Origin of the sequence: Streptomyces sp. ISL-100, from assembly GCF_018614615.1 — a bacterium.
Lineage (GTDB): Bacteria > Actinomycetota > Actinomycetes > Streptomycetales > Streptomycetaceae > Streptomyces.
The window spans coordinates 196,230-213,700 of the sequence record NZ_JAGGOK010000056.1; the positions used below are offsets into that span (position 1 = coordinate 196,230).

The window sequence follows — 17,471 nt, forward strand, 5'->3', positions numbered from 1 at the left end:
CCCTCGGGAAGGCCATGCTGAACAAGTACGCGCGTGCATTCTTTACGCGTGTCCTCACACCGTTCGCCGCGTTTCTGCTCCGCCGTGGGGTGAGCCCCGACGCGGTGACGCTCATCGGTACGGCCGGAGTGATGGCGGGTGCGCTGGTCTTCTTCCCCCGGGGAGAGTTCTTCTGGGGCACGATCGTCATCACGCTCTTCGTCTTCTCCGACCTCGTCGACGGCAATATGGCGAGGCAGGCGGGGGTTTCGAGCCGCTGGGGCGCCTTCCTGGACTCGACGCTCGACCGGGTCGCCGACTCGGCCGTCTTCGGGGGAATCGCGCTCTGGTACGCGGGCACCGGCAACGACAACGTCCTGTGCGCCGTCGCCATCTTCTGCCTGGCCAGTGGCCAGGTCGTCTCGTACACCAAGGCACGGGGCGAGGCGATCGGCCTGCCGGTCGCGGTCAACGGCCTGGTGGAGCGCGCCGAACGGCTCGTCATCACGCTCGTCGCCGCCGGACTGGCCGGACTGCACAGCTTCGGGGTGCCCGGCATCGACGTACTGCTGCCCATCGCCCTGTGGGCCGTGGCCGCGGGCAGCCTGGTGACACTCGGGCAGCGGGTCGTGACCGTACGCAGGGAAGCGGCGGAGGCGGACGCCGCAGCCGCGCCGGGGAGCGAGGCCACGTCGTGAGCGGCGCCAGGGAACGACTGACGGACACGCTGTACGGCCTCGGCTGGGCAACGGTCAAAAAGCTGCCGGAACCGGTGTCCGTCGCCCTCGGGCGCACGATCGCCGACACGGTATGGAAGCGGCGCGGCGCGAGTGTGCTGCGGCTGGAGTCCAACCTCGCACGGGTCGTGCCGGACGCGGGCCCCGAGCGCCTCGCCGAGCTGTCCAAGGCCGGCATGCGCTCGTACATGCGCTACTGGATGGAGTCCTTCCGGCTGCCCGCGTGGAGCCCGGAGCGCGTGAAGAACGGCGTCCAGATCCAGGACACAGACCGCCTCACGGACGCGATCGCCTCCGGGCGGGGCGTCATCCTCGCGCTGCCGCACCTGGCGAACTGGGATCTCGCGGGCGCCTGGGTCACCACCAAGCTGGAAATTCCGTTCACGACGGTCGCGGAGCGGCTCAAGCCCGAGACGCTGTACGACCGGTTCGTCGCGTACCGGGAGGGCCTCGGGATGGAGGTCCTGCCGCACGAGGGCGGCAGCGCGTTCGGGACTCTCGCGCGGCGACTGCGGGCCGGTGGCCTCGTCTGCCTGGTCGCCGACCGCGACCTGTCCGCGTCCGGCACCGAGGTGAAGTTCTTCGGCGATACGGCGCGCATGCCCAGTGGGCCCGCACTGCTGGCGCAGCAGACCGGGGCGCTGCTGCTCCCCGTGACCCTCTGGTACGACGAGTCGCCGGTGATGGGTGGCCGGATCCACCCGCCCGTCGACGTACCGGAATCAGGGACGAAGGCCGAGAAGACGTCTGTCATGACGCAGGCGCTGGCGGACGCCTTCGCCACCGGTATCGCCGGCCACCCCCAGGACTGGCACATGCTGCAACGGCTGTGGCTCGACGATCTCGAGCCGCGTCAGGAGAGCTCGTGAAGATCGGCATTGTCTGCCCGTACTCGTGGGACGTGCCGGGCGGCGTCCAGTTCCACATCCGTGATCTGGCCGAGCATCTGATCCGGCTCGGGCACGAGGTCTCCGTCCTGGCTCCCTCGGACGACGAGACGCCGCTGCCGCCGTATGTCGTGTCCGCCGGCCGGGCTGTGCCCGTGCCGTACAACGGCTCGGTCGCGCGCCTCAACTTCGGCTTCCTGTCGGCCGCTCGGGTGCGGCGCTGGCTGCATGACGGCAGGTTCGACGTGATCCACATCCACGAGCCGACCTCGCCGTCGCTCGGGCTGCTCGCGTGCTGGGCCGCGCAGGGGCCGATCGTCGCCACCTTCCACACCTCGAACCCGAAGTCCCGGGCGATGATCGCGGCGTACCCGATCCTGCAGCCCGCACTGGAGAAGATCAGCGCGCGTATCGCGGTGAGCGAGTACGCGCGGCGCACCCTGGTCGAGCACCTCGGCGGGGACGCGGTCGTCATCCCCAACGGCGTCGATGTCGACTTCTTCGCGAAGGCCGAGCCCGAGGCGCGGTGGCAGGGCCACACCATCGGCTTCATCGGCCGCATCGACGAGCCGCGCAAGGGCCTGCCCGTCCTGATGCGCGCCCTGCCGAAGATCCTGGCCGAGCGCCCGGACACCCGGCTGCTGGTCGCGGGCCGGGGCGACGAGCAGGAAGCGGTCGCATCGCTCCCCAAGGAGATGCGCGACCGCGTCGAATTCCTCGGAATGGTGAGCGACGAGGACAAGGCGCGGCTACTGCGCAGTGTCGACCTGTACGTCGCCCCGAACACCGGCGGCGAGAGCTTCGGCATCATCCTCGTCGAGGCGATGTCGGCGGGCGCGGCGGTGCTGGCGAGCGACCTGGACGCGTTCGCGCAGGTACTGGACCAGGGGGCGGCGGGCGAGCTCTTCGCCAACGAGGACGCGGACGCGCTCGCCTCGGCGGCGGTGCGGCTGCTGGGGGACCCGGAGCGGCTGGTGGAGCTGCGGCTGCGGGGCTCGGCGCACGTACGGCGTTTCGACTGGTCGACGGTGGCCACGGACATCCTGTCCGTGTACGAGACGGTGACGGACGGCGCGGCGTCGGTGGACACGGACGAACGCTCGGGCCTGCGAGCACGGTTCGGCCTGGCTCGCGACTGAATCCAGCCAAGCTGCGGCGGGTAATGTGCCGCCGTGACCGTAACCCTCATCTGGATCGTCGTAGCCCTCTTCGCCATCGGGCTGTACCTCAGCTGGACCGCGGGCCGGCTGGACCGCCTGCACGCCCGTATCGACGCTGCCCGCGCCGCGCTCGACGCCCAGTTGCTCCGCCGTGCGTCGGTCACCCAGGAGCTGGCGACCTCCGGTGTGCTCGACCCTGCCGCTTCGATCCTGCTCTACCAGGCCGCGCACGCCGCCCGGCAGGCCGAGGAGGACCACCGGGAGGTCGCCGAGAGCGAGCTCAGCCAGGCGCTGCGGGCGGTCTTCGGGGAGGCGGCGCAGGTGGACGCGGTCAAGGAGGCGCCCGGCGGCGAGGAGGCCGCGGAGGAGCTGGCGGCAGCCGTACGGCGCGTCCCGATGGCCCGGCGCTTCCACAACGACTCCGTACGCGCCGCCCGTGCCCTGCGCCGCCACCGCAAGGTCAGGTGGTTCCGGCTTGCGGGCCACGCTCCGTTCCCGTTGGCATTCGAGATGGACGACGCACCTCCTGTGGCGCTGGCCGACCGCCCCGGCAGCCAGTAAAACGATCCACCGGCTACACATTGGCCCTTGCGGTGGACTGGTCGGGCGATGTTCTCTCGGAGAGAGCAAAAACCTTCTTTCCTTCGAGTGAGGTCCATCCGTGTCCAGCACCAGCAACTTCCAGGCCCCCGAGACCGGCACCGCACGCGTGAAGCGCGGCATGGCGGAGCAGCTCAAGGGCGGCGTGATCATGGACGTCGTCAACGCCGAGCAGGCGAAGATCGCCGAGGACGCGGGCGCCGTTGCCGTCATGGCGCTGGAGCGGGTGCCCGCCGACATCCGCAAGGACGGCGGCGTGGCCCGGATGTCCGACCCCAACATGATCGAAGAGATCATCGAGGCCGTCTCGATCCCGGTCATGGCGAAGTCCCGCATCGGCCACTTCGTCGAGGCCCAGATCCTCCAGTCCCTCGGCGTCGACTACATCGACGAGTCCGAGGTCCTGACCCCGGCCGACGAGGTCAACCACTCCGACAAGTGGGCGTTCACCACCCCCTTCGTCTGTGGCGCCACCAACCTGGGTGAGGCCCTGCGCCGTATCGCCGAGGGCGCGGCCATGATCCGCTCGAAGGGCGAGGCCGGCACCGGCAACGTCGTCGAAGCCGTGCGTCACCTGCGCCAGATCAAGAACGAGATCGCCAAGCTGCGCGGCTACGACAACAACGAGCTGTACGCCGCCGCCAAGGAGCTGCGCGCCCCGTACGAGATCGTCAAGGAGGTCGCCGAGCTCGGCAAGCTTCCGGTGGTCCTGTTCTCCGCCGGTGGCGTCGCCACCCCCGCCGACGCCGCGCTGATGCGCCAGCTCGGCGCCGAGGGCGTCTTCGTCGGCTCCGGCATCTTCAAGTCCGGCGACCCGGCCGCCCGCGCCGCCGCGATCGTGAAGGCCACCACCTTCTACGACGACCCCAAGATCATCGCGGACGCGTCGCGGAACCTGGGCGAGGCCATGGTCGGCATCAACTGCGACACCCTCCCCGAGTCCGAGCGCTACGCCAACCGCGGCTGGTAGTCCCTGTGATGAGCAACCCCGTGATCGGAGTCCTGGCTCTCCAGGGCGACGTACGGGAGCACTTGGTCGCCCTGGCCGTGGCGGACGCCACGGCCAGGCCGGTCCGGCGCCCCGAGGAACTCGCCGAGGTCGACGGCCTGGTCATTCCCGGTGGCGAGTCCACCACCATGTCCAAGCTGGCCACGCTCTTCGGCATGCGTGAGCCGCTGCGTGAGCGCATCAAGGACGGCATGCCGGTCTACGGCACGTGCGCCGGCCTGATCATGCTCGCCGACAAGATCCTGGACCCGCGTTCGGGCCAGGAGACCTTCGGCGGCATCGACATGATCGTGCGCCGCAACGCCTTCGGACGGCAGAACGAGTCGTTCGAGGCGGGCGTCGAGGTCGAGGGCATAGCGGACGGTCCCGTCGAGGGCGTCTTCATCCGCGCCCCGTGGGTGGAGTCGGTCGGCGCCCGCGTCGAGGTGCTCGCGGAGCACGACGGCCACATCGTCGCCGTACGTCAGGGCAATGCTCTCGCCACGTCGTTCCATCCCGAACTGACGGGCGACCACCGGGTGCACCAGCTCTTCACAGAGATGGTGCGCGCCGTAGGCTGACGGGATCCCGGTAGGATCTCTGCCGAACGCAGCAGTATTTGGTGACGCGAAGGAGACAGGCGGATGTCCGGCCACTCTAAATGGGCTACGACGAAGCACAAGAAGGCCGTGATCGATGCCAAGCGCGGCAAGCTCTTCGCGAAGCTGATCAAGAACATCGAGGTCGCGGCCCGCACCGGCGGGATCGACCCCGAGGGCAACCCGACGCTCGTCGACGCCATCCAGAAGGCGAAGAAGAGCTCCGTCCCCAACAAGAACATCGACTCCGCGGTCAAGCGCGGCGGCGGTCTTGAGGCGGGCGGTGTCGACTACCAGACGATCATGTACGAAGGTTACGGCCCGAACGGTGTCGCGGTGCTCATCGAGTGCCTCACCGACAACCGCAACCGCGCCGCCTCCGACGTACGCGTCGCCATGACCCGCAACGGCGGTTCGATGGCCGACCCGGGTTCCGTCTCGTACCTCTTCAACCGCAAGGGCGTTGTCATCGTCCCCAAGGGCGAGCTGTCCGAGGACGAGGTCCTGGACGCCGTCCTGGAGGCGGGCGCCGAGGAGGTCAACGACCTCGGTGAGTCCTTCGAGGTCCTGAGCGAGGCCACCGACCTGGTCGCGGTCCGCACCGCGCTCCAGGACGCCGGCATCGACTACGACTCGGCGGACGCCAACTTCGTCCCGACCATGCAGGTCGAGCTCGACGAGGAAGGCGCGCGGAAGATCTTCAAGCTGATCGACGCGCTGGAGGACAGCGACGACGTGCAGAACGTCTTCGCCAACTTCGACGTCTCGGACGAGGTCATGGAGAAGGTCGACGCGGCCTGAGGTTTGATCAGCACGTCGACTGTGCCTTGCGCACGTGCACACACGGACGGGCCGACGGGACACGCTCCCGGCGGCCCGTCCGTGCGTTGTCAGCGCCAGCCGCTACTGTGCTGATCAGTCGAAAGAGTGAGGGGGCGGGACGCGATGCGCGTACTGGGCGTGGACCCGGGGCTGACCCGGTGCGGCGTCGGCGTCGTCGAAGGTGTCGCGGGCCGTCCCCTGAAGATGCTCGGGGTCGGAGTCGTGCGTACGCCGTCGGCTGCCGAGTTGGGGGAGCGTCTGGTGGCCATCGAGCGCGGCGTCGAGGAATGGCTCGACGAGCATCAGCCCCAATTCGTGGCCGTGGAGCGCGTGTTCAGTCAGCACAACGTCCGTACGGTCATGGGTACGGCCCAGGCCAGCGCGGTCGCGATGCTGTGCGCCGCCCGCCGCGGGCTGCCCGTCGCCCTGCATACGCCCAGTGAGGTCAAAGCGGCGGTCACCGGCAACGGCCGGGCCGAGAAGGACCAGGTCGGCGCGATGGTGACCCGGCTGCTGCGGCTGGACGCCCCGCCCAAACCGGCCGACGCCGCCGACGCCCTCGCGCTCGCCATCTGCCACATCTGGCGCGCCCCCGCGGTCAACCGCCTCCAGCAGGCGCACGCCGCGGCCCGCACGCCCCGCATCCCCGTACGGAAGGTCACGCGATGATCGCGTTCGTCAGCGGCCCGGTCGCCGCACTCGCCCCCACCACGGCGGTCATCGAGGTCGGCGGCATCGGCATGGCCGTGCAGTGCACCCCGAACACCCTGTCCACCCTGCGCATGGGCCAGGACGCGAAGCTCGCGACCTCGCTCGTCGTACGGGAGGACTCGCTGACCCTCTACGGCTTCGCCGACGACGACGAGCGGCAGGTCTTCGAGCTGCTCCAGACCGCCAGCGGCGTCGGCCCCCGTCTCGCCCAGGCCATGCTCGCCGTGCACTCGCCGGACGCGCTGCGCCTGGCGGTCTCCACGGGCGACGAGAAGGCACTCACCGCCGTCCCCGGCATCGGCAAGAAGGGCGCCCAGAAGCTGCTCCTTGAACTCAAGGGCCGCCTCGGCGAGCCGCTCGGCGCCGGCGGCCACGTCGGCGCCCAGCGCGTCGCTTCGGGGCCCGCACCGTGGGGCGAGCAGCTGCAGGCCGCGCTCATCGGCCTCGGGTACGCGTCGCGCGAGGCCGAGGACGCGGTAGCGGCGGTGGCCCCGCAGGCCGAGGCGGCCCTGGCCGGGGGCGGCCAGCCGCCGGTGCCGCAATTGCTGCGCGCCGCGCTCCAGACCCTCAACCGCGCCCGCTGATTCGAGAGATCCGTACATGAACTGGGACGAGACCGGACCCGACACCGACCAGCGGCTGGTCGACTCCGGCGCCGACGGCGAGGACCAGGCCGTCGACGCCGCGCTGCGCCCCAAGGACCTCGACGAGTTCGTGGGCCAGGAGAAGGTCCGCGAGCAGCTCGACCTGGTCCTGAAGGCGGCCCGCGCGCGCGGCGCCACCGCCGACCACGTGCTGCTGTCCGGTGCCCCCGGGCTCGGCAAGACCACCCTCTCGATGATCATCGCGGCCGAGATGAACGCCCCGATCCGCATCACCTCGGGCCCCGCCATCCAGCACGCCGGCGACCTCGCCGCGATCCTCTCCTCCCTCCAGGAGGGCGAGGTCCTCTTCCTCGACGAGATCCACCGGATGTCCCGCCCGGCCGAAGAGATGCTCTACATGGCCATGGAGGACTTCCGCGTCGACGTGATCGTCGGCAAGGGCCCCGGCGCCACCGCCATCCCGCTGGAACTGCCGCCCTTCACCCTGGTCGGCGCCACCACCAGGGCCGGTCTGCTGCCGCCCCCCCTGCGCGACCGCTTCGGCTTCACCGGCCACATGGAGTTCTACGAGCCCGCCGAGCTGGAGCGGGTCATCCACCGCTCCGCGCGCCTCCTCGACCTGGAGATAGACGTGGAGGGCGCCGCGGAGATCGCCGGACGCTCCCGCGGTACGCCCCGCATCGCCAACCGTCTGCTGCGCCGCGTCCGTGACTACGCCCAGGTCAAGGCCGACGGCGTCATCAACCGCGAGATCGCCGCCGCGGCCCTCAAGGTGTACGAGGTCGACGCCCGCGGCCTCGACCGCCTCGACCGGGCGGTGCTGGGGGCACTGCTCAAGCTGTTCGGCGGCGGACCGGTGGGTCTGTCCACGCTCGCGGTGGCCGTGGGAGAGGAGCGGGAGACGGTCGAAGAGGTGGCCGAGCCGTTCCTCGTACGGGAAGGCCTGCTGGCCCGTACGCCGAGGGGCCGGGTGGCCACGCCCGCCGCCTGGGCACACCTCGGCCTCGTACCGCCGCGGCAGGGTAACGGAGGAAGCGGACAACAGGGTCTATTCGGGACGTGACGGACGTGACGGCGCGGAGGGTCGCCCTGTCAGGAACCACGGTGCGATGCTGGGCGTTGTTCCATTGATGCGGACTCGCTTAGACTCCGCCGATGCCGTCCTTCCAGGGTCGGCGTGCCCACCCCCGTAGATCAGGCCGCCTCCCAGCGCGGTCGTGCGAAGGAATTTCGTCCCGTGGATATCTTGACCTTCCTCCCCTTCATCGTGCTCATCGGGGCCATGTTCCTGATGACCCGGTCCGCCAAGAAGAAGCAGCAGGCGGCTGCGCAGATGCGCAACGAAATGCAGCCCGGCACCGGCATCCGGACGATCGGGGGCATGTACGCCACCGTCAAGGAAGTCCACGACGACACGATCCTCCTCGAGGTCGCGCCCGGCGTGCACGCCGTCTACGCCAAGAACTCCGTCGGTGCCGTCCTCGACGACGAGGAGTACAACCGCATCGTCCACGGCGAGAGTGCCGGCCTTGAGGTCGACGCTCCGGTCGTTCCCGACGACGCCTCGTCGCTGACGGACACGGACACGGACTCCGACGTGGACGACGCCGCCCGCATCGACCTCGGCAAGAAGCCCGAGGCTGACAAGGCCGACGACGTCACCGCCGCGGCCGGCGACGAGTCGAAGGACAAGAAGACCGACGGCGAGAGCGACGCGAAGTAGTCACGTAGGGGGACCGCGGCGCGCCCACCGGCGTACCCCGGTCCCCGGATCGTGTCGACTTCCGCGGGGCTGGGCCCCACATACTTCGTGGCCGCCTTGGCGCTCACCCGGCGCGGGGGCGGTTGGACAGGGAGAAACGAGAAGGTGGCAGCACCGAAGAAGGGCCGCAGGCCCGCGGGGGCTCCGGGCAGGCCAGGGCGCGCCCTGGCTCTGATCGTGATCGCCATGGTCGCGCTCACCAGCGGGATGTTCGCGGCCGGTGAGCTCACGCCGCGTCTGGGCATCGATCTCGCCGGCGGCACGAGCATCACGCTCAAGGCCGAGCCGGAGCCGGGCAAGCCGAACGCCATCAACAAGACCAACATGGACACCGCGGTCGGCATCATCGACCGCCGTGTCAACGGTCTGGGCGTTTCTGAGGCTGAGGTTCAGACTCAGGGCGAAGAGAACATCATCGTCAACATCCCCAAGGGGACGAACGAGAAGCAGGCCCGGGAGCAGGTCGGCACCACCGCTCAGCTCTACTTCCGGCCGGTAGTCACGTACACCACCGGTACCCCGACGCCCGACGCCACGCCCTCCCCGAAGGCCTCGACGAGCGGCAAGGACGGCAAGGACGACAAGTCCACGCCGACCGCGACGCCGTCGGCCAGTGCCACCACCCAGGGCCGCGCCGTGACGGACGGGCTCAAGAAGGCCCCGACGCCGACTCCCACGGGCAGCGCTTCCAAGAGTCCGGACCAGACCGGGAAGCCGTCGGCCACGCCGTCGGCCGATCCCGCGACCTCCGCGCTGGAGAAGAAGTTCGCGGCTCTGGACTGCACCAAGAAGACCGACCGTGTCCAGGCCAACCGGGGCGTCAAGCCCGAGGACCCGATGGTCGCCTGCGGCAAGAACAACGCGGGTGAGTGGGAGAAGTACATCCTGGGCCCGGCCGAGGTCAACGGCAAGGATGTCGACGACGCCAGCGCCACCCTGGACACCCAGCGCGGTGGCGGCTGGAAAGTGAACATGGAGTTCACCGACGCCGGCTCCAAGAAGTTCCAGGAGATCACCAGCAAGCTGTCGCAGCAGCAGCCCCCGCAGAACCAGTTCGCCATCGTCCTCGACGGCGAGGTCGTCTCGGCCCCGTCCGTCAACGAGACGCTGAGCGCCAACGCCGAGATCTCCGGCAGCTTCACCCAGGAGTCGGCCCAGGACCTGGCCAACATCCTTTCGTACGGCGCGCTGCCGCTCACCTTCAGCGAGGAGACCGTCACCACGGTCACCTCCGCGCTCGGTGGCGAGCAGCTCAAGGCCGGCCTGATCGCCGGTGCGATCGGTCTCGCGCTGGTCGTCATCTACCTGCTCGCGTACTACCGCGGCCTGGCGTTCGTCGCCATCGTCAGCCTCATCGTCTCGGCGATCCTGACGTACACGATCATGACGCTGCTCGGCCCGGGCATCGGCTTCGCGCTGAACCTCCCCGCGGTGTGTGGTGCGATCGTTGCCATCGGCATCACCGCGGACTCGTTCATCGTGTACTTCGAACGCATCCGTGACGAGATCCGCGAAGGCCGTACGCTCAAGCCCGCCGTGGAGCGTGCCTGGCCGCGTGCCCGGCGCACGATCCTGGTCTCCGACTTCGTGTCGTTCCTCGCCGCCGCGGTGCTGTTCGTCGTGACCGTCGGCAAGGTGCAGGGCTTCGCGTTCACGCTCGGCCTGACCACCCTGCTCGACGTCGTCGTGGTGTTCCTCTTCACCAAGCCGCTGATGACGCTGCTGGCACGTACGAAGTTCTTCGGCCAGGGCCACCCGTGGTCCGGCCTGGACCCCAAGCGGCTCGGCGTACAGCCCCCGCTGCGCCGTACCCGTCGCGTCTCCGCCCCCATCGACCCGAAGGAGGCCTGAGATGTCCCGACTTGGAAGCCTCGGCGCCCGCCTCTACCGCGGTGAGGTCGGTTACGACTTCGTCGGCAAGCGGAAGATCTGGTACGGCCTTTCGATCCTGATCACCATCACGGCCATCGTCGGCCTGGCGGTGCGTGGTCTGGTCATGGGCATCGAGTTCGAGGGCGGCGCCGTCTTCACGACGGACAAGACGAATGTCTCCGTCGCCCAGGTACAGGAAGAAGCCGAGAAGGCGTCCGGGCACGAGGCGATCGTCCAGGAGCTCGGCAACGGCGGCATGCGTGTCCAGATCAGTGGTCTGGACACCGACACCGCCAACCCGGTCAAGGACGAGCTCGCGAAGGACCTCGGCGTCGCGCCGGACGACATCACCTCCGAGTTGGTCGGTCCCAGCTGGGGTGAGCAGATCGCCAACAAGGCCTGGACCGGCCTCGCGATCTTCATGGTCCTGGTGGTCGTCTACCTCGCCATCGCCTTCGAATGGCGCATGGCCGTGGCCGCCCTCATCGCCCTGATCCACGACCTCACGATCACCGTCGGTGTGTACGCACTGGTCGGCTTCGAGGTCACACCGGGCACCGTGATCGGTCTGCTGACGATCCTTGGTTACTCCCTCTACGACACCGTCGTCGTCTTCGACGGTCTCAAGGAGGGGTCGAAGGACATCACGAAGCAGACGCGCTGGACGTACAGCGAGATCGCCAACCGCAGCCTCAACGGCACGCTGGTGCGTTCCATCAACACCACGGTCGTCGCGCTGCTCCCGGTGGCGGGCCTGCTGTTCATCGGTGGCGGTGTGCTGGGCGCGGGCATGCTCAACGACATCTCGCTGTCGCTCTTCGTCGGCCTGGCCGCCGGTGCGTACTCGTCGATCTTCATCGCCACTCCGCTCGTCGCCGACCTGAAGGAACGCGACCCGCAGATGAAGGCCCTGAAGAAGCGCGTGCTCGCCAAGCGTGCGGCCGCGATGGCCAAGGGCGAGTGGCCGGACGCCGACGGCTCCGTCGGCTCCGACGAGCCGCAGGACGACGCGGGGAACGACACGGCGCCCGCCGGGGCGGTCGTCGGCCGGCCCCGTGGCGGCAGCGGTGGCCGCGGCAGGCCTTCGGGCAAGCGGCGATGACGACAACCACGCAGGAACTCCTGCTCAGCCGCATCCGTGACGTACCGGACTATCCGAAGCCCGGTGTGATGTTCAAGGACATCACCCCGCTGCTCGCGGACCCGGTGGCGTTCACGGCGCTGACCGACGCCCTCGCGGAGCTGTGCTTACGCCACGGCGCCACGAAGATCGTCGGTCTGGAGGCGCGCGGCTTCATCCTGGCCGCGCCCGTCGCGGTCCGCGCCGGCCTCGGCTTCATCCCCGTACGCAAGGCGGGGAAGCTGCCGGGTGCGACGCTTTCGCAGGCGTACGAGCTGGAGTACGGCACCGCGGAGATCGAGATCCACGCCGAGGACCTGGCCGACGGTGACCGTGTCATCGTCATCGACGACGTCCTCGCCACCGGCGGCACCGCCGAGGCCTCGCTGGAGCTCATCCGGCGGGCCGGAGCCCAGGTCGCCGGGGTCGCGGTGCTCATGGAGCTCGGATTCCTCGGCGGTCGCAGCCGCCTGGAACCGGCGCTGCGGGGTGCTCCGCTGGATGCCCTGATCACGGTCTGACGTGGTCTGACCAGCACGGCTGTACGTGAGAGGCGGGGCCCGGAGGAATTCCGGGCCCCGCCTTTCGCGTTGGCTCATGTAACAGGCCCGGGGGGAATCAGAAGCCAGGCATCGCTACCATGGGCTTTCCGGGCCTGACCGGGGGACCCGGACCCGCACGAGGAGCGCTCTTGCCAGACGAGGCCCAGCCACTCTCCCCCAGCTCCCGTCCGGGGGACGCCGCAGCCGCGCAGCCCGACCAGCGGCAGCAGGCCGCCAAGGCCGCGGCGAGCCCGGCCACGCCCGCGGCCAGCCCGCCGGCTCCGCCCGCGAAGAGCGGCATCCCCGCGAGCGGCCCACCGGCCACCAAGAGCGCCGCCCCCGACAAGAACCCCGCGCCCACCGGCAAGCCGAAGACCGCCCCCGAGCGGGCCGGCAGCGCCGCCACGGGCTCGACGCCGCCCGCCGTTTCCGCGCCCAAGCCGGTCCAGGGCTCCACCCCGCGCACCACCGGCGGCTCTTCCAACCGCGTACGGGCCCGGCTCGCCCGGCTGGGCGTACAGCGCTCCAGCCCGTACAACCCGGTCCTCGAACCGCTGTTGCGGGCCGTGCGCAGCAACGACCCCAAGATCGAGACGTCGACGCTGCGCCAGATCGAGCGCGCGTACCAGGTCGCCGAGCGCTGGCACCGGGGCCAGAAGCGCAAGAGCGGCGACCCGTACATCACCCACCCCCTCGCCGTGACGACGATCCTCGCCGAGCTGGGCATGGACCCGGCCACCCTGATGGCGGGGCTGCTGCACGACACCGTCGAGGACACCGAGTACGGCCTGGACACCCTGCGCCGCGACTTCGGCGACCAGGTCGCCCTCCTGGTCGACGGCGTCACCAAGCTCGACAAGGTCAAGTTCGGCGAGGCCGCGCAGGCCGAGACCGTACGCAAGATGGTCGTCGCCATGGCCAAGGACCCGCGCGTCCTGGTCATCAAGCTCGCCGACCGACTGCACAACATGCGCACCATGCGCTATCTCAAGCGGGAGAAGCAGGAGAAGAAGGCCCGCGAGACGCTTGAGATCTACGCGCCCCTGGCTCACCGCCTGGGCATGAACACCATCAAGTGGGAGCTGGAGGACCTCGCCTTCGCGATCCTCTACCCCAAGATGTACGACGAGATCGTGCGGCTCGTCGCCGAGCGCGCGCCCAAGCGCGACGAATACCTGGCCATAGTGACCGACGAGGTCCAGTCCGACCTGCGCGCCGCCCGCATCAAGGCCACCGTCACCGGACGGCCGAAGCACTACTACAGCGTCTACCAGAAGATGATCGTCCGCGGCCGTGACTTCGCGGAGATCTACGACCTGGTGGGCATTCGTGTACTTGTCGACACGGTTCGTGACTGTTACGCGGCCCTCGGCACCGTCCACGCGCGATGGAACCCGGTCCCCGGCCGGTTCAAGGACTACATCGCGATGCCGAAGTTCAACATGTACCAGTCGCTGCACACGACGGTCATCGGCCCCAGCGGCAAGCCGGTCGAACTCCAGATCCGTACGTTCGACATGCACCGCCGCGCCGAATACGGCATCGCCGCCCACTGGAAGTACAAGCAGGAAGCCGTCGCCGGCGCCTCCAAGGTGCGTACCGACATCCCCAAGCACACCGGGCGCGGCCAGGACACCGTCAACGACATGGCGTGGCTTCGGCAGCTCCTGGACTGGCAGAAGGAGACCGAGGACCCCAGCGAGTTCCTGGAGTCCCTGCGCTTCGACCTCTCCCGCAACGAGGTCTTCGTCTTCACGCCGAAGGGCGACGTCATAGCGCTGCCGGCCGGTGCGACCCCCGTCGACTTCGCGTACGCCGTCCACACCGAGGTCGGCCACCGGACGATAGGAGCGCGGGTCAACGGGCGGCTCGTACCGCTCGAATCGACCCTCGACAACGGCGACCTGGTGGAGGTCTTCACCTCCAAGGCGGCCGGCGCGGGCCCGTCCCGCGACTGGCTCGGCTTCGTCAAGTCGCCGCGCGCCCGCAACAAGATCCGCGCCTGGTTCTCCAAGGAGCGCCGCGACGAGGCCATAGAGCAGGGCAAGGACGCCATCGCGCGGGCCATGCGCAAGCAGAACCTGCCGATCCAGCGCATCCTCACCGGCGACTCCCTCGTCACGCTCGCGCACGAGATGCGCTACAGCGACATCTCCTCGCTGTACGCCGCGATCGGCGAGGGTCACGTCACGGCCCAGAGCATCGTCCAGAAGCTGGTGCAGGCGCTCGGCGGCGAAGAGGCCGCCACCGAAGACATCGCCGAGAGCGCGCCGCCCTCGCGCGGCCGCGGCAAACGCCGCTCGAACACCGACCCGGGCGTCGTGGTCAAGGGCGTCGACGACGTGTGGGTCAAGCTGGCCCGCTGCTGTACGCCCGTGCCCGGCGACCCGATCATCGGGTTCGTCACGCGCGGCAGCGGCGTATCGGTGCACCGCGCCGACTGCGTCAACATCGACTCGCTGTCGAAGGAGCCGGAGCGCATCCTCGACGTCGAGTGGGCCCCGACCCAGTCCTCGGTCTTCCTGGTCGCCATCCAGGTCGAGGCGCTGGACCGGTCCCGGCTGCTGTCCGACGTCACCCGCGTCCTGTCCGACCAGCACGTCAACATCCTGTCCGCCGCCGTCCAGACGTCCCGCGACCGGGTGGCCACGTCACGCTTCACGTTCGAGATGGGCGACCCCAAGCACCTGGGACACGTCCTGAAGGCGGTGCGCGGCGTGGAGGGCGTGTACGACGTCTACCGCGTCACCTCGGCCCGCCGGCCGTGACGCTGTACACACGAGGGGCCCCCGGTACGAATTCCGCACCGGGGGCCCTCGTCTTGGGACATCAGCCATCAATTGAGCAACTCCCACGGCGAGCAACCACCTCCGCGAGAGCGGCGGCGGCTTAGCCGCAAAGGGGTGTCAGCCGCCGAACTCCTGCAGGCCCTTCAGCGCCTGGTCCAGCAGCGCCTGCCGGCCTTCCAGCTCGCGCGCGAGCTTGTCCGCCTTGGCGTTGTTGCCCGCCGCGCGTGCCGTGTCGATCTGCGAGCGCAGCTTGTCGACCGCGTCCTGGAGCTGGCCCGTCAGACCCGCGGCGCGGGCGCGCGCCTCAGGGTTCGTACGGCGCCACTCGTTCTCCTCGGTCTCCTGGAGCGCCTTCTCCACCGCGTGCATCCGGCCCTCGACCTTCGGGCGGGCGTCGCGCGGCACGTGGCCGATGGCCTCCCAGCGCTCGTTGAGGGAACGGAACGCGGCCCTGGCCGCCTTCAGGTCCTTCACCGGCACCAGCTTCTCGGCCTCGGCCGCGAGCTCCTCCTTGAGCTTGAGGTTCTCGGACTGCTCCGCGTCCCGCTCCGCGAAGACCGCGCTGCGCGCCGCGAAGAAGACGTCCTGGGCGCCCCGGAAGCGGTTCCACAGGTCTTCCTCGGCCTCGCGCTGGGCGCGGCCGGCGGCCTTCCACTCGGTCATCAGGTCGCGGTAGCGGGCAGCCGTCGCGGCCCAGTCGGTGGAGCCCGAAAGGCTCTCCGCCTCCGCGACCAGCTTCTCCTTTGCTTTGCGAGCCTCCTCTCGCTGAGCGTCCAGCGAGGCGAAGTGAGCCTTGCGCCGCTTGGAGAACGCCGAGCGGGCGTGCGAGAAGCGGTGCCACAGCTCGTCGTCGGACTTCCGGTCGAGCCGCGGCAGGCCCTTCCAGATGTCCACGAGCGCCCGCAGCCGCTCACCGGCCGACCGCCACTGCTCGCTCTGGGCGAGTTCCTCGGCCTCGACGACCAGCGCCTCCTTGGCGTGCTTCGCCTCGTCGGTCTGCTTCGCCTTCTCGGCCTTGCGCTCCTCGCGGCGCGCCTCGACGGTCGCGACCAGCGCGTCCAGCCGCTTGCTCAGCGCGTCGAGGTCACCGACAGCGTGGTGCTCGTCGACCTGCTGTCGCAGATGGCCGATCGCCACCTGGGCGTCCTTGGCCGACAGGTCGGTGGTCTTCACCCGCCGCTCGAGGAGGCCGATCTCGACAACCAGGCCCTCGTACTTGCGCTCGAAGTAGGCCAGGGCCTCCTCGGGAGAGCCCGCCTGCCAGGATCCGACGACCTTCTCGCCATCGGCCGTACGCACGTACACGGTGCCGGTCTCGTCGACACGGCCCCACGGGTCGCTGCTCACAGCGCCTCCTCCACATGACGCCTGCGAGGGGCTGTTCGCCCCTGGGCATCGTCCACAGTTTCTTTCGCGGGGCCACAGACGCCCTGCACACCGCCAACATAGGCGAACGGCAGGGCGGCTGTCCGCATCCCGCACTTCCGGATTTACTTGGTGACGGTCGCCTTGTCGATGACGACGGTGGCATTCGGCGCCCCGTCGCCCCGACCGGTCGCCTCACCCGCATCAGCGATCTTCTTCAACACGTCCTGACCACCCTTGATGGTTCCGAACGGTGTGTAGTTGGGCGGCAACTTGCTGTCCTGGTAGACGAGGAAGAACTGGCTGCCGCCGGTCCCCGGACCCGCGTTCGCCATCGCGACCGTGCCCGCCGGGTAGACGCCGCCCTTGAGCTTCGGGTCCTTCAGGTTCTCGTCCGGCAGCTTGTAGCCGGGCGTACCCGAGCCCTGTGCGGTCGGGTCGCCGCACTGCAGGACGTAGATGCCGCTGGTCGTCAGCCGGTGGCACTTCGTGTGGTCGAAGTAGCCCTTGGAAGCGAGGAAGTTGAAGGAGTTCACCGTGCGCGGGGCCTTCGCCGCGTCCAGGCCGAGCGTGATGTCACCGCACGTCGTCTGCAGCTTCATCGTGTACGACGCGGACTTGTCGATGGAGAGCGCGGGCTCCTTCTTGTACGACAGCTTCTTGACCGATCCCGCGGCGGGCTTGGCACAGGGGTCGGTGGCAGCTTTGCTGTCTTTCTTGTCGTCCCCGCCGCTCAGCGCACCCGTCGCGTACGCCGTCGCTCCCGCCGCGAGCACCACGGCGAGCGTCGAGGCGATCACGGTGTTGCGGCGGCGCGCCTTGCGCCGGGCCTCGGCGCGGCGCTGCTGCTGGCGTTCGAACTTTTCCCGGGCGAGCTGCCGCCGCCGCTGATCGCTGCTGACCACCGGTGTTCTCCTCGTACGTCTCGTCTGT

At 69.5% G+C, this 17,471-nt stretch carries 17 protein-coding genes; 15 read left to right on the plus strand and 2 right to left on the minus strand.

The features are described from left to right. Positions 1–14: 14 nt before the first annotated feature. The 15 genes from pgsA (at position 15) to J7E89_RS25140 (ending at position 15,152) form a co-directional block, all read left to right on the plus strand. The gene (gene pgsA, locus J7E89_RS25070; protein WP_214976636.1) at positions 15–677 is read left to right on the plus strand and encodes a phosphatidylinositol phosphate synthase; all 663 of its coding nucleotides are present in this window, start codon (positions 15–17) and stop codon (positions 675–677) included. Continuing rightward, positions 674–1,585 carry a phosphatidylinositol mannoside acyltransferase gene (locus J7E89_RS25075; protein ID WP_214976638.1) on the plus strand — a complete coding sequence of 304 codons (912 nt, stop codon included), beginning with the start codon at positions 674–676 and terminating at the stop codon, positions 1,583–1,585. Before pgsA ends, J7E89_RS25075 begins: the two co-directional genes overlap by 4 nt. Then, positions 1,582–2,742 (plus strand): glycosyltransferase family 4 protein, encoded by a 1,161-nt coding sequence (locus tag J7E89_RS25080; RefSeq protein ID WP_214976640.1) that lies wholly within the window; start codon positions 1,582–1,584, stop codon positions 2,740–2,742. Before J7E89_RS25075 ends, J7E89_RS25080 begins: the two co-directional genes overlap by 4 nt. Positions 2,743–2,775: 33 nt before the next feature. After that, positions 2,776–3,324 (plus strand): hypothetical protein, encoded by a 549-nt coding sequence (locus J7E89_RS25085; protein WP_214976641.1) that lies wholly within the window; start codon positions 2,776–2,778, stop codon positions 3,322–3,324. 160 nt (positions 3,325–3,484) lie between these two features. Continuing rightward, positions 3,485–4,333 (plus strand): pyridoxal 5'-phosphate synthase lyase subunit PdxS, encoded by an 849-nt coding sequence (gene pdxS / locus J7E89_RS25090; RefSeq protein WP_251061052.1) that lies wholly within the window; start codon positions 3,485–3,487, stop codon positions 4,331–4,333. 5 nt (positions 4,334–4,338) lie between these two features. Then, positions 4,339–4,932, plus strand: coding sequence for a pyridoxal 5'-phosphate synthase glutaminase subunit PdxT (gene pdxT / locus J7E89_RS25095; RefSeq protein ID WP_308315590.1), 594 nt, complete (start codon positions 4,339–4,341; stop codon positions 4,930–4,932). Positions 4,933–4,995: 63 nt separating this feature from the next. Further along, positions 4,996–5,751 carry a YebC/PmpR family DNA-binding transcriptional regulator gene (locus tag J7E89_RS25100; protein WP_214976646.1) on the plus strand — a complete coding sequence of 252 codons (756 nt, stop codon included), beginning with the start codon at positions 4,996–4,998 and terminating at the stop codon, positions 5,749–5,751. A 144-nt stretch (positions 5,752–5,895) separates the two neighbouring features. Further along, a complete protein-coding gene (gene ruvC / locus J7E89_RS25105) occupies positions 5,896–6,441 on the plus strand; it encodes a crossover junction endodeoxyribonuclease RuvC (RefSeq protein WP_214976648.1) in 546 nt (181 codons plus the stop codon). Then, a complete protein-coding gene (gene ruvA, locus J7E89_RS25110) occupies positions 6,438–7,067 on the plus strand; it encodes a Holliday junction branch migration protein RuvA (protein WP_214976651.1) in 630 nt (209 codons plus the stop codon). The genes ruvC and ruvA overlap by 4 nt, the downstream gene beginning before the upstream one ends. 16 nt (positions 7,068–7,083) lie before the next feature. Continuing rightward, positions 7,084–8,151, plus strand: coding sequence for a Holliday junction branch migration DNA helicase RuvB (gene ruvB, locus J7E89_RS25115; RefSeq protein ID WP_214976653.1), 1,068 nt, complete (start codon positions 7,084–7,086; stop codon positions 8,149–8,151). A 174-nt stretch (positions 8,152–8,325) separates the two neighbouring features. Continuing rightward, the gene (gene yajC, locus J7E89_RS25120; RefSeq protein WP_214976655.1) at positions 8,326–8,811 is read left to right on the plus strand and encodes a preprotein translocase subunit YajC; all 486 of its coding nucleotides are present in this window, start codon (positions 8,326–8,328) and stop codon (positions 8,809–8,811) included. Positions 8,812–8,955: 144 nt separating this feature from the next. Continuing rightward, on the plus strand, positions 8,956–10,701 hold the full coding sequence (gene secD, locus J7E89_RS25125) for a protein translocase subunit SecD (protein WP_214976657.1): 1,746 nt from the start codon (positions 8,956–8,958) through the stop codon (positions 10,699–10,701). A gap of 1 nt (position 10,702) precedes the next feature. Beyond that, a complete protein-coding gene (gene secF, locus J7E89_RS25130) occupies positions 10,703–11,824 on the plus strand; it encodes a protein translocase subunit SecF (RefSeq protein WP_214976659.1) in 1,122 nt (373 codons plus the stop codon). Continuing rightward, positions 11,821–12,363, plus strand: coding sequence for an adenine phosphoribosyltransferase (locus tag J7E89_RS25135; RefSeq protein WP_214976660.1), 543 nt, complete (start codon positions 11,821–11,823; stop codon positions 12,361–12,363). The genes secF and J7E89_RS25135 overlap by 4 nt, the downstream gene beginning before the upstream one ends. 170 nt (positions 12,364–12,533) lie before the next feature. Beyond that, complete coding sequence (locus J7E89_RS25140) at positions 12,534–15,152, plus strand: bifunctional (p)ppGpp synthetase/guanosine-3',5'-bis(diphosphate) 3'-pyrophosphohydrolase (RefSeq protein WP_214976663.1); 2,619 nt, start codon at positions 12,534–12,536, stop codon at positions 15,150–15,152. 138 nt (positions 15,153–15,290) lie between these two features. Here the strand turns inward: J7E89_RS25140 and J7E89_RS25145 are convergent, their stop codons facing one another. Continuing rightward, positions 15,291–16,520: a DUF349 domain-containing protein gene (locus tag J7E89_RS25145; protein ID WP_214976665.1), complete on the minus strand. Its 1,230-nt coding sequence runs from the start codon at positions 16,518–16,520 to the stop codon at positions 15,291–15,293. 143 nt (positions 16,521–16,663) lie between these two features. Then, the gene (locus J7E89_RS25150; RefSeq protein WP_214976667.1) at positions 16,664–17,443 is read right to left on the minus strand and encodes a peptidylprolyl isomerase; all 780 of its coding nucleotides are present in this window, start codon (positions 17,441–17,443) and stop codon (positions 16,664–16,666) included. Positions 17,444–17,471 lie beyond the last annotated feature (28 nt).

What these genes read in the sequence shown, in the direction of transcription:
- ruvA (WP_214976651.1), top strand. Translation starts at nt 6,438, where the DNA reads ATGATCGCGTTCGTCAGCGGCCCGGTCGCCGCACTCGCCCCCACCACG.
- secF (WP_214976659.1), top strand. Translation starts at nt 10,703, where the DNA reads ATGTCCCGACTTGGAAGCCTCGGCGCCCGCCTCTACCGCGGTGAGGTC.
- ruvB (WP_214976653.1), top strand. Translation starts at nt 7,084, where the DNA reads ATGAACTGGGACGAGACCGGACCCGACACCGACCAGCGGCTGGTCGAC.
- pdxS (WP_251061052.1), top strand. Translation starts at nt 3,485, where the DNA reads ATGGCGGAGCAGCTCAAGGGCGGCGTGATCATGGACGTCGTCAACGCC.
- J7E89_RS25135 (WP_214976660.1), top strand. Translation starts at nt 11,821, where the DNA reads ATGACGACAACCACGCAGGAACTCCTGCTCAGCCGCATCCGTGACGTA.
- J7E89_RS25100 (WP_214976646.1), top strand. Translation starts at nt 4,996, where the DNA reads ATGTCCGGCCACTCTAAATGGGCTACGACGAAGCACAAGAAGGCCGTG.
- pgsA (WP_214976636.1), top strand. Translation starts at nt 15, where the DNA reads ATGCTGAACAAGTACGCGCGTGCATTCTTTACGCGTGTCCTCACACCG.
- ruvC (WP_214976648.1), top strand. Translation starts at nt 5,896, where the DNA reads ATGCGCGTACTGGGCGTGGACCCGGGGCTGACCCGGTGCGGCGTCGGC.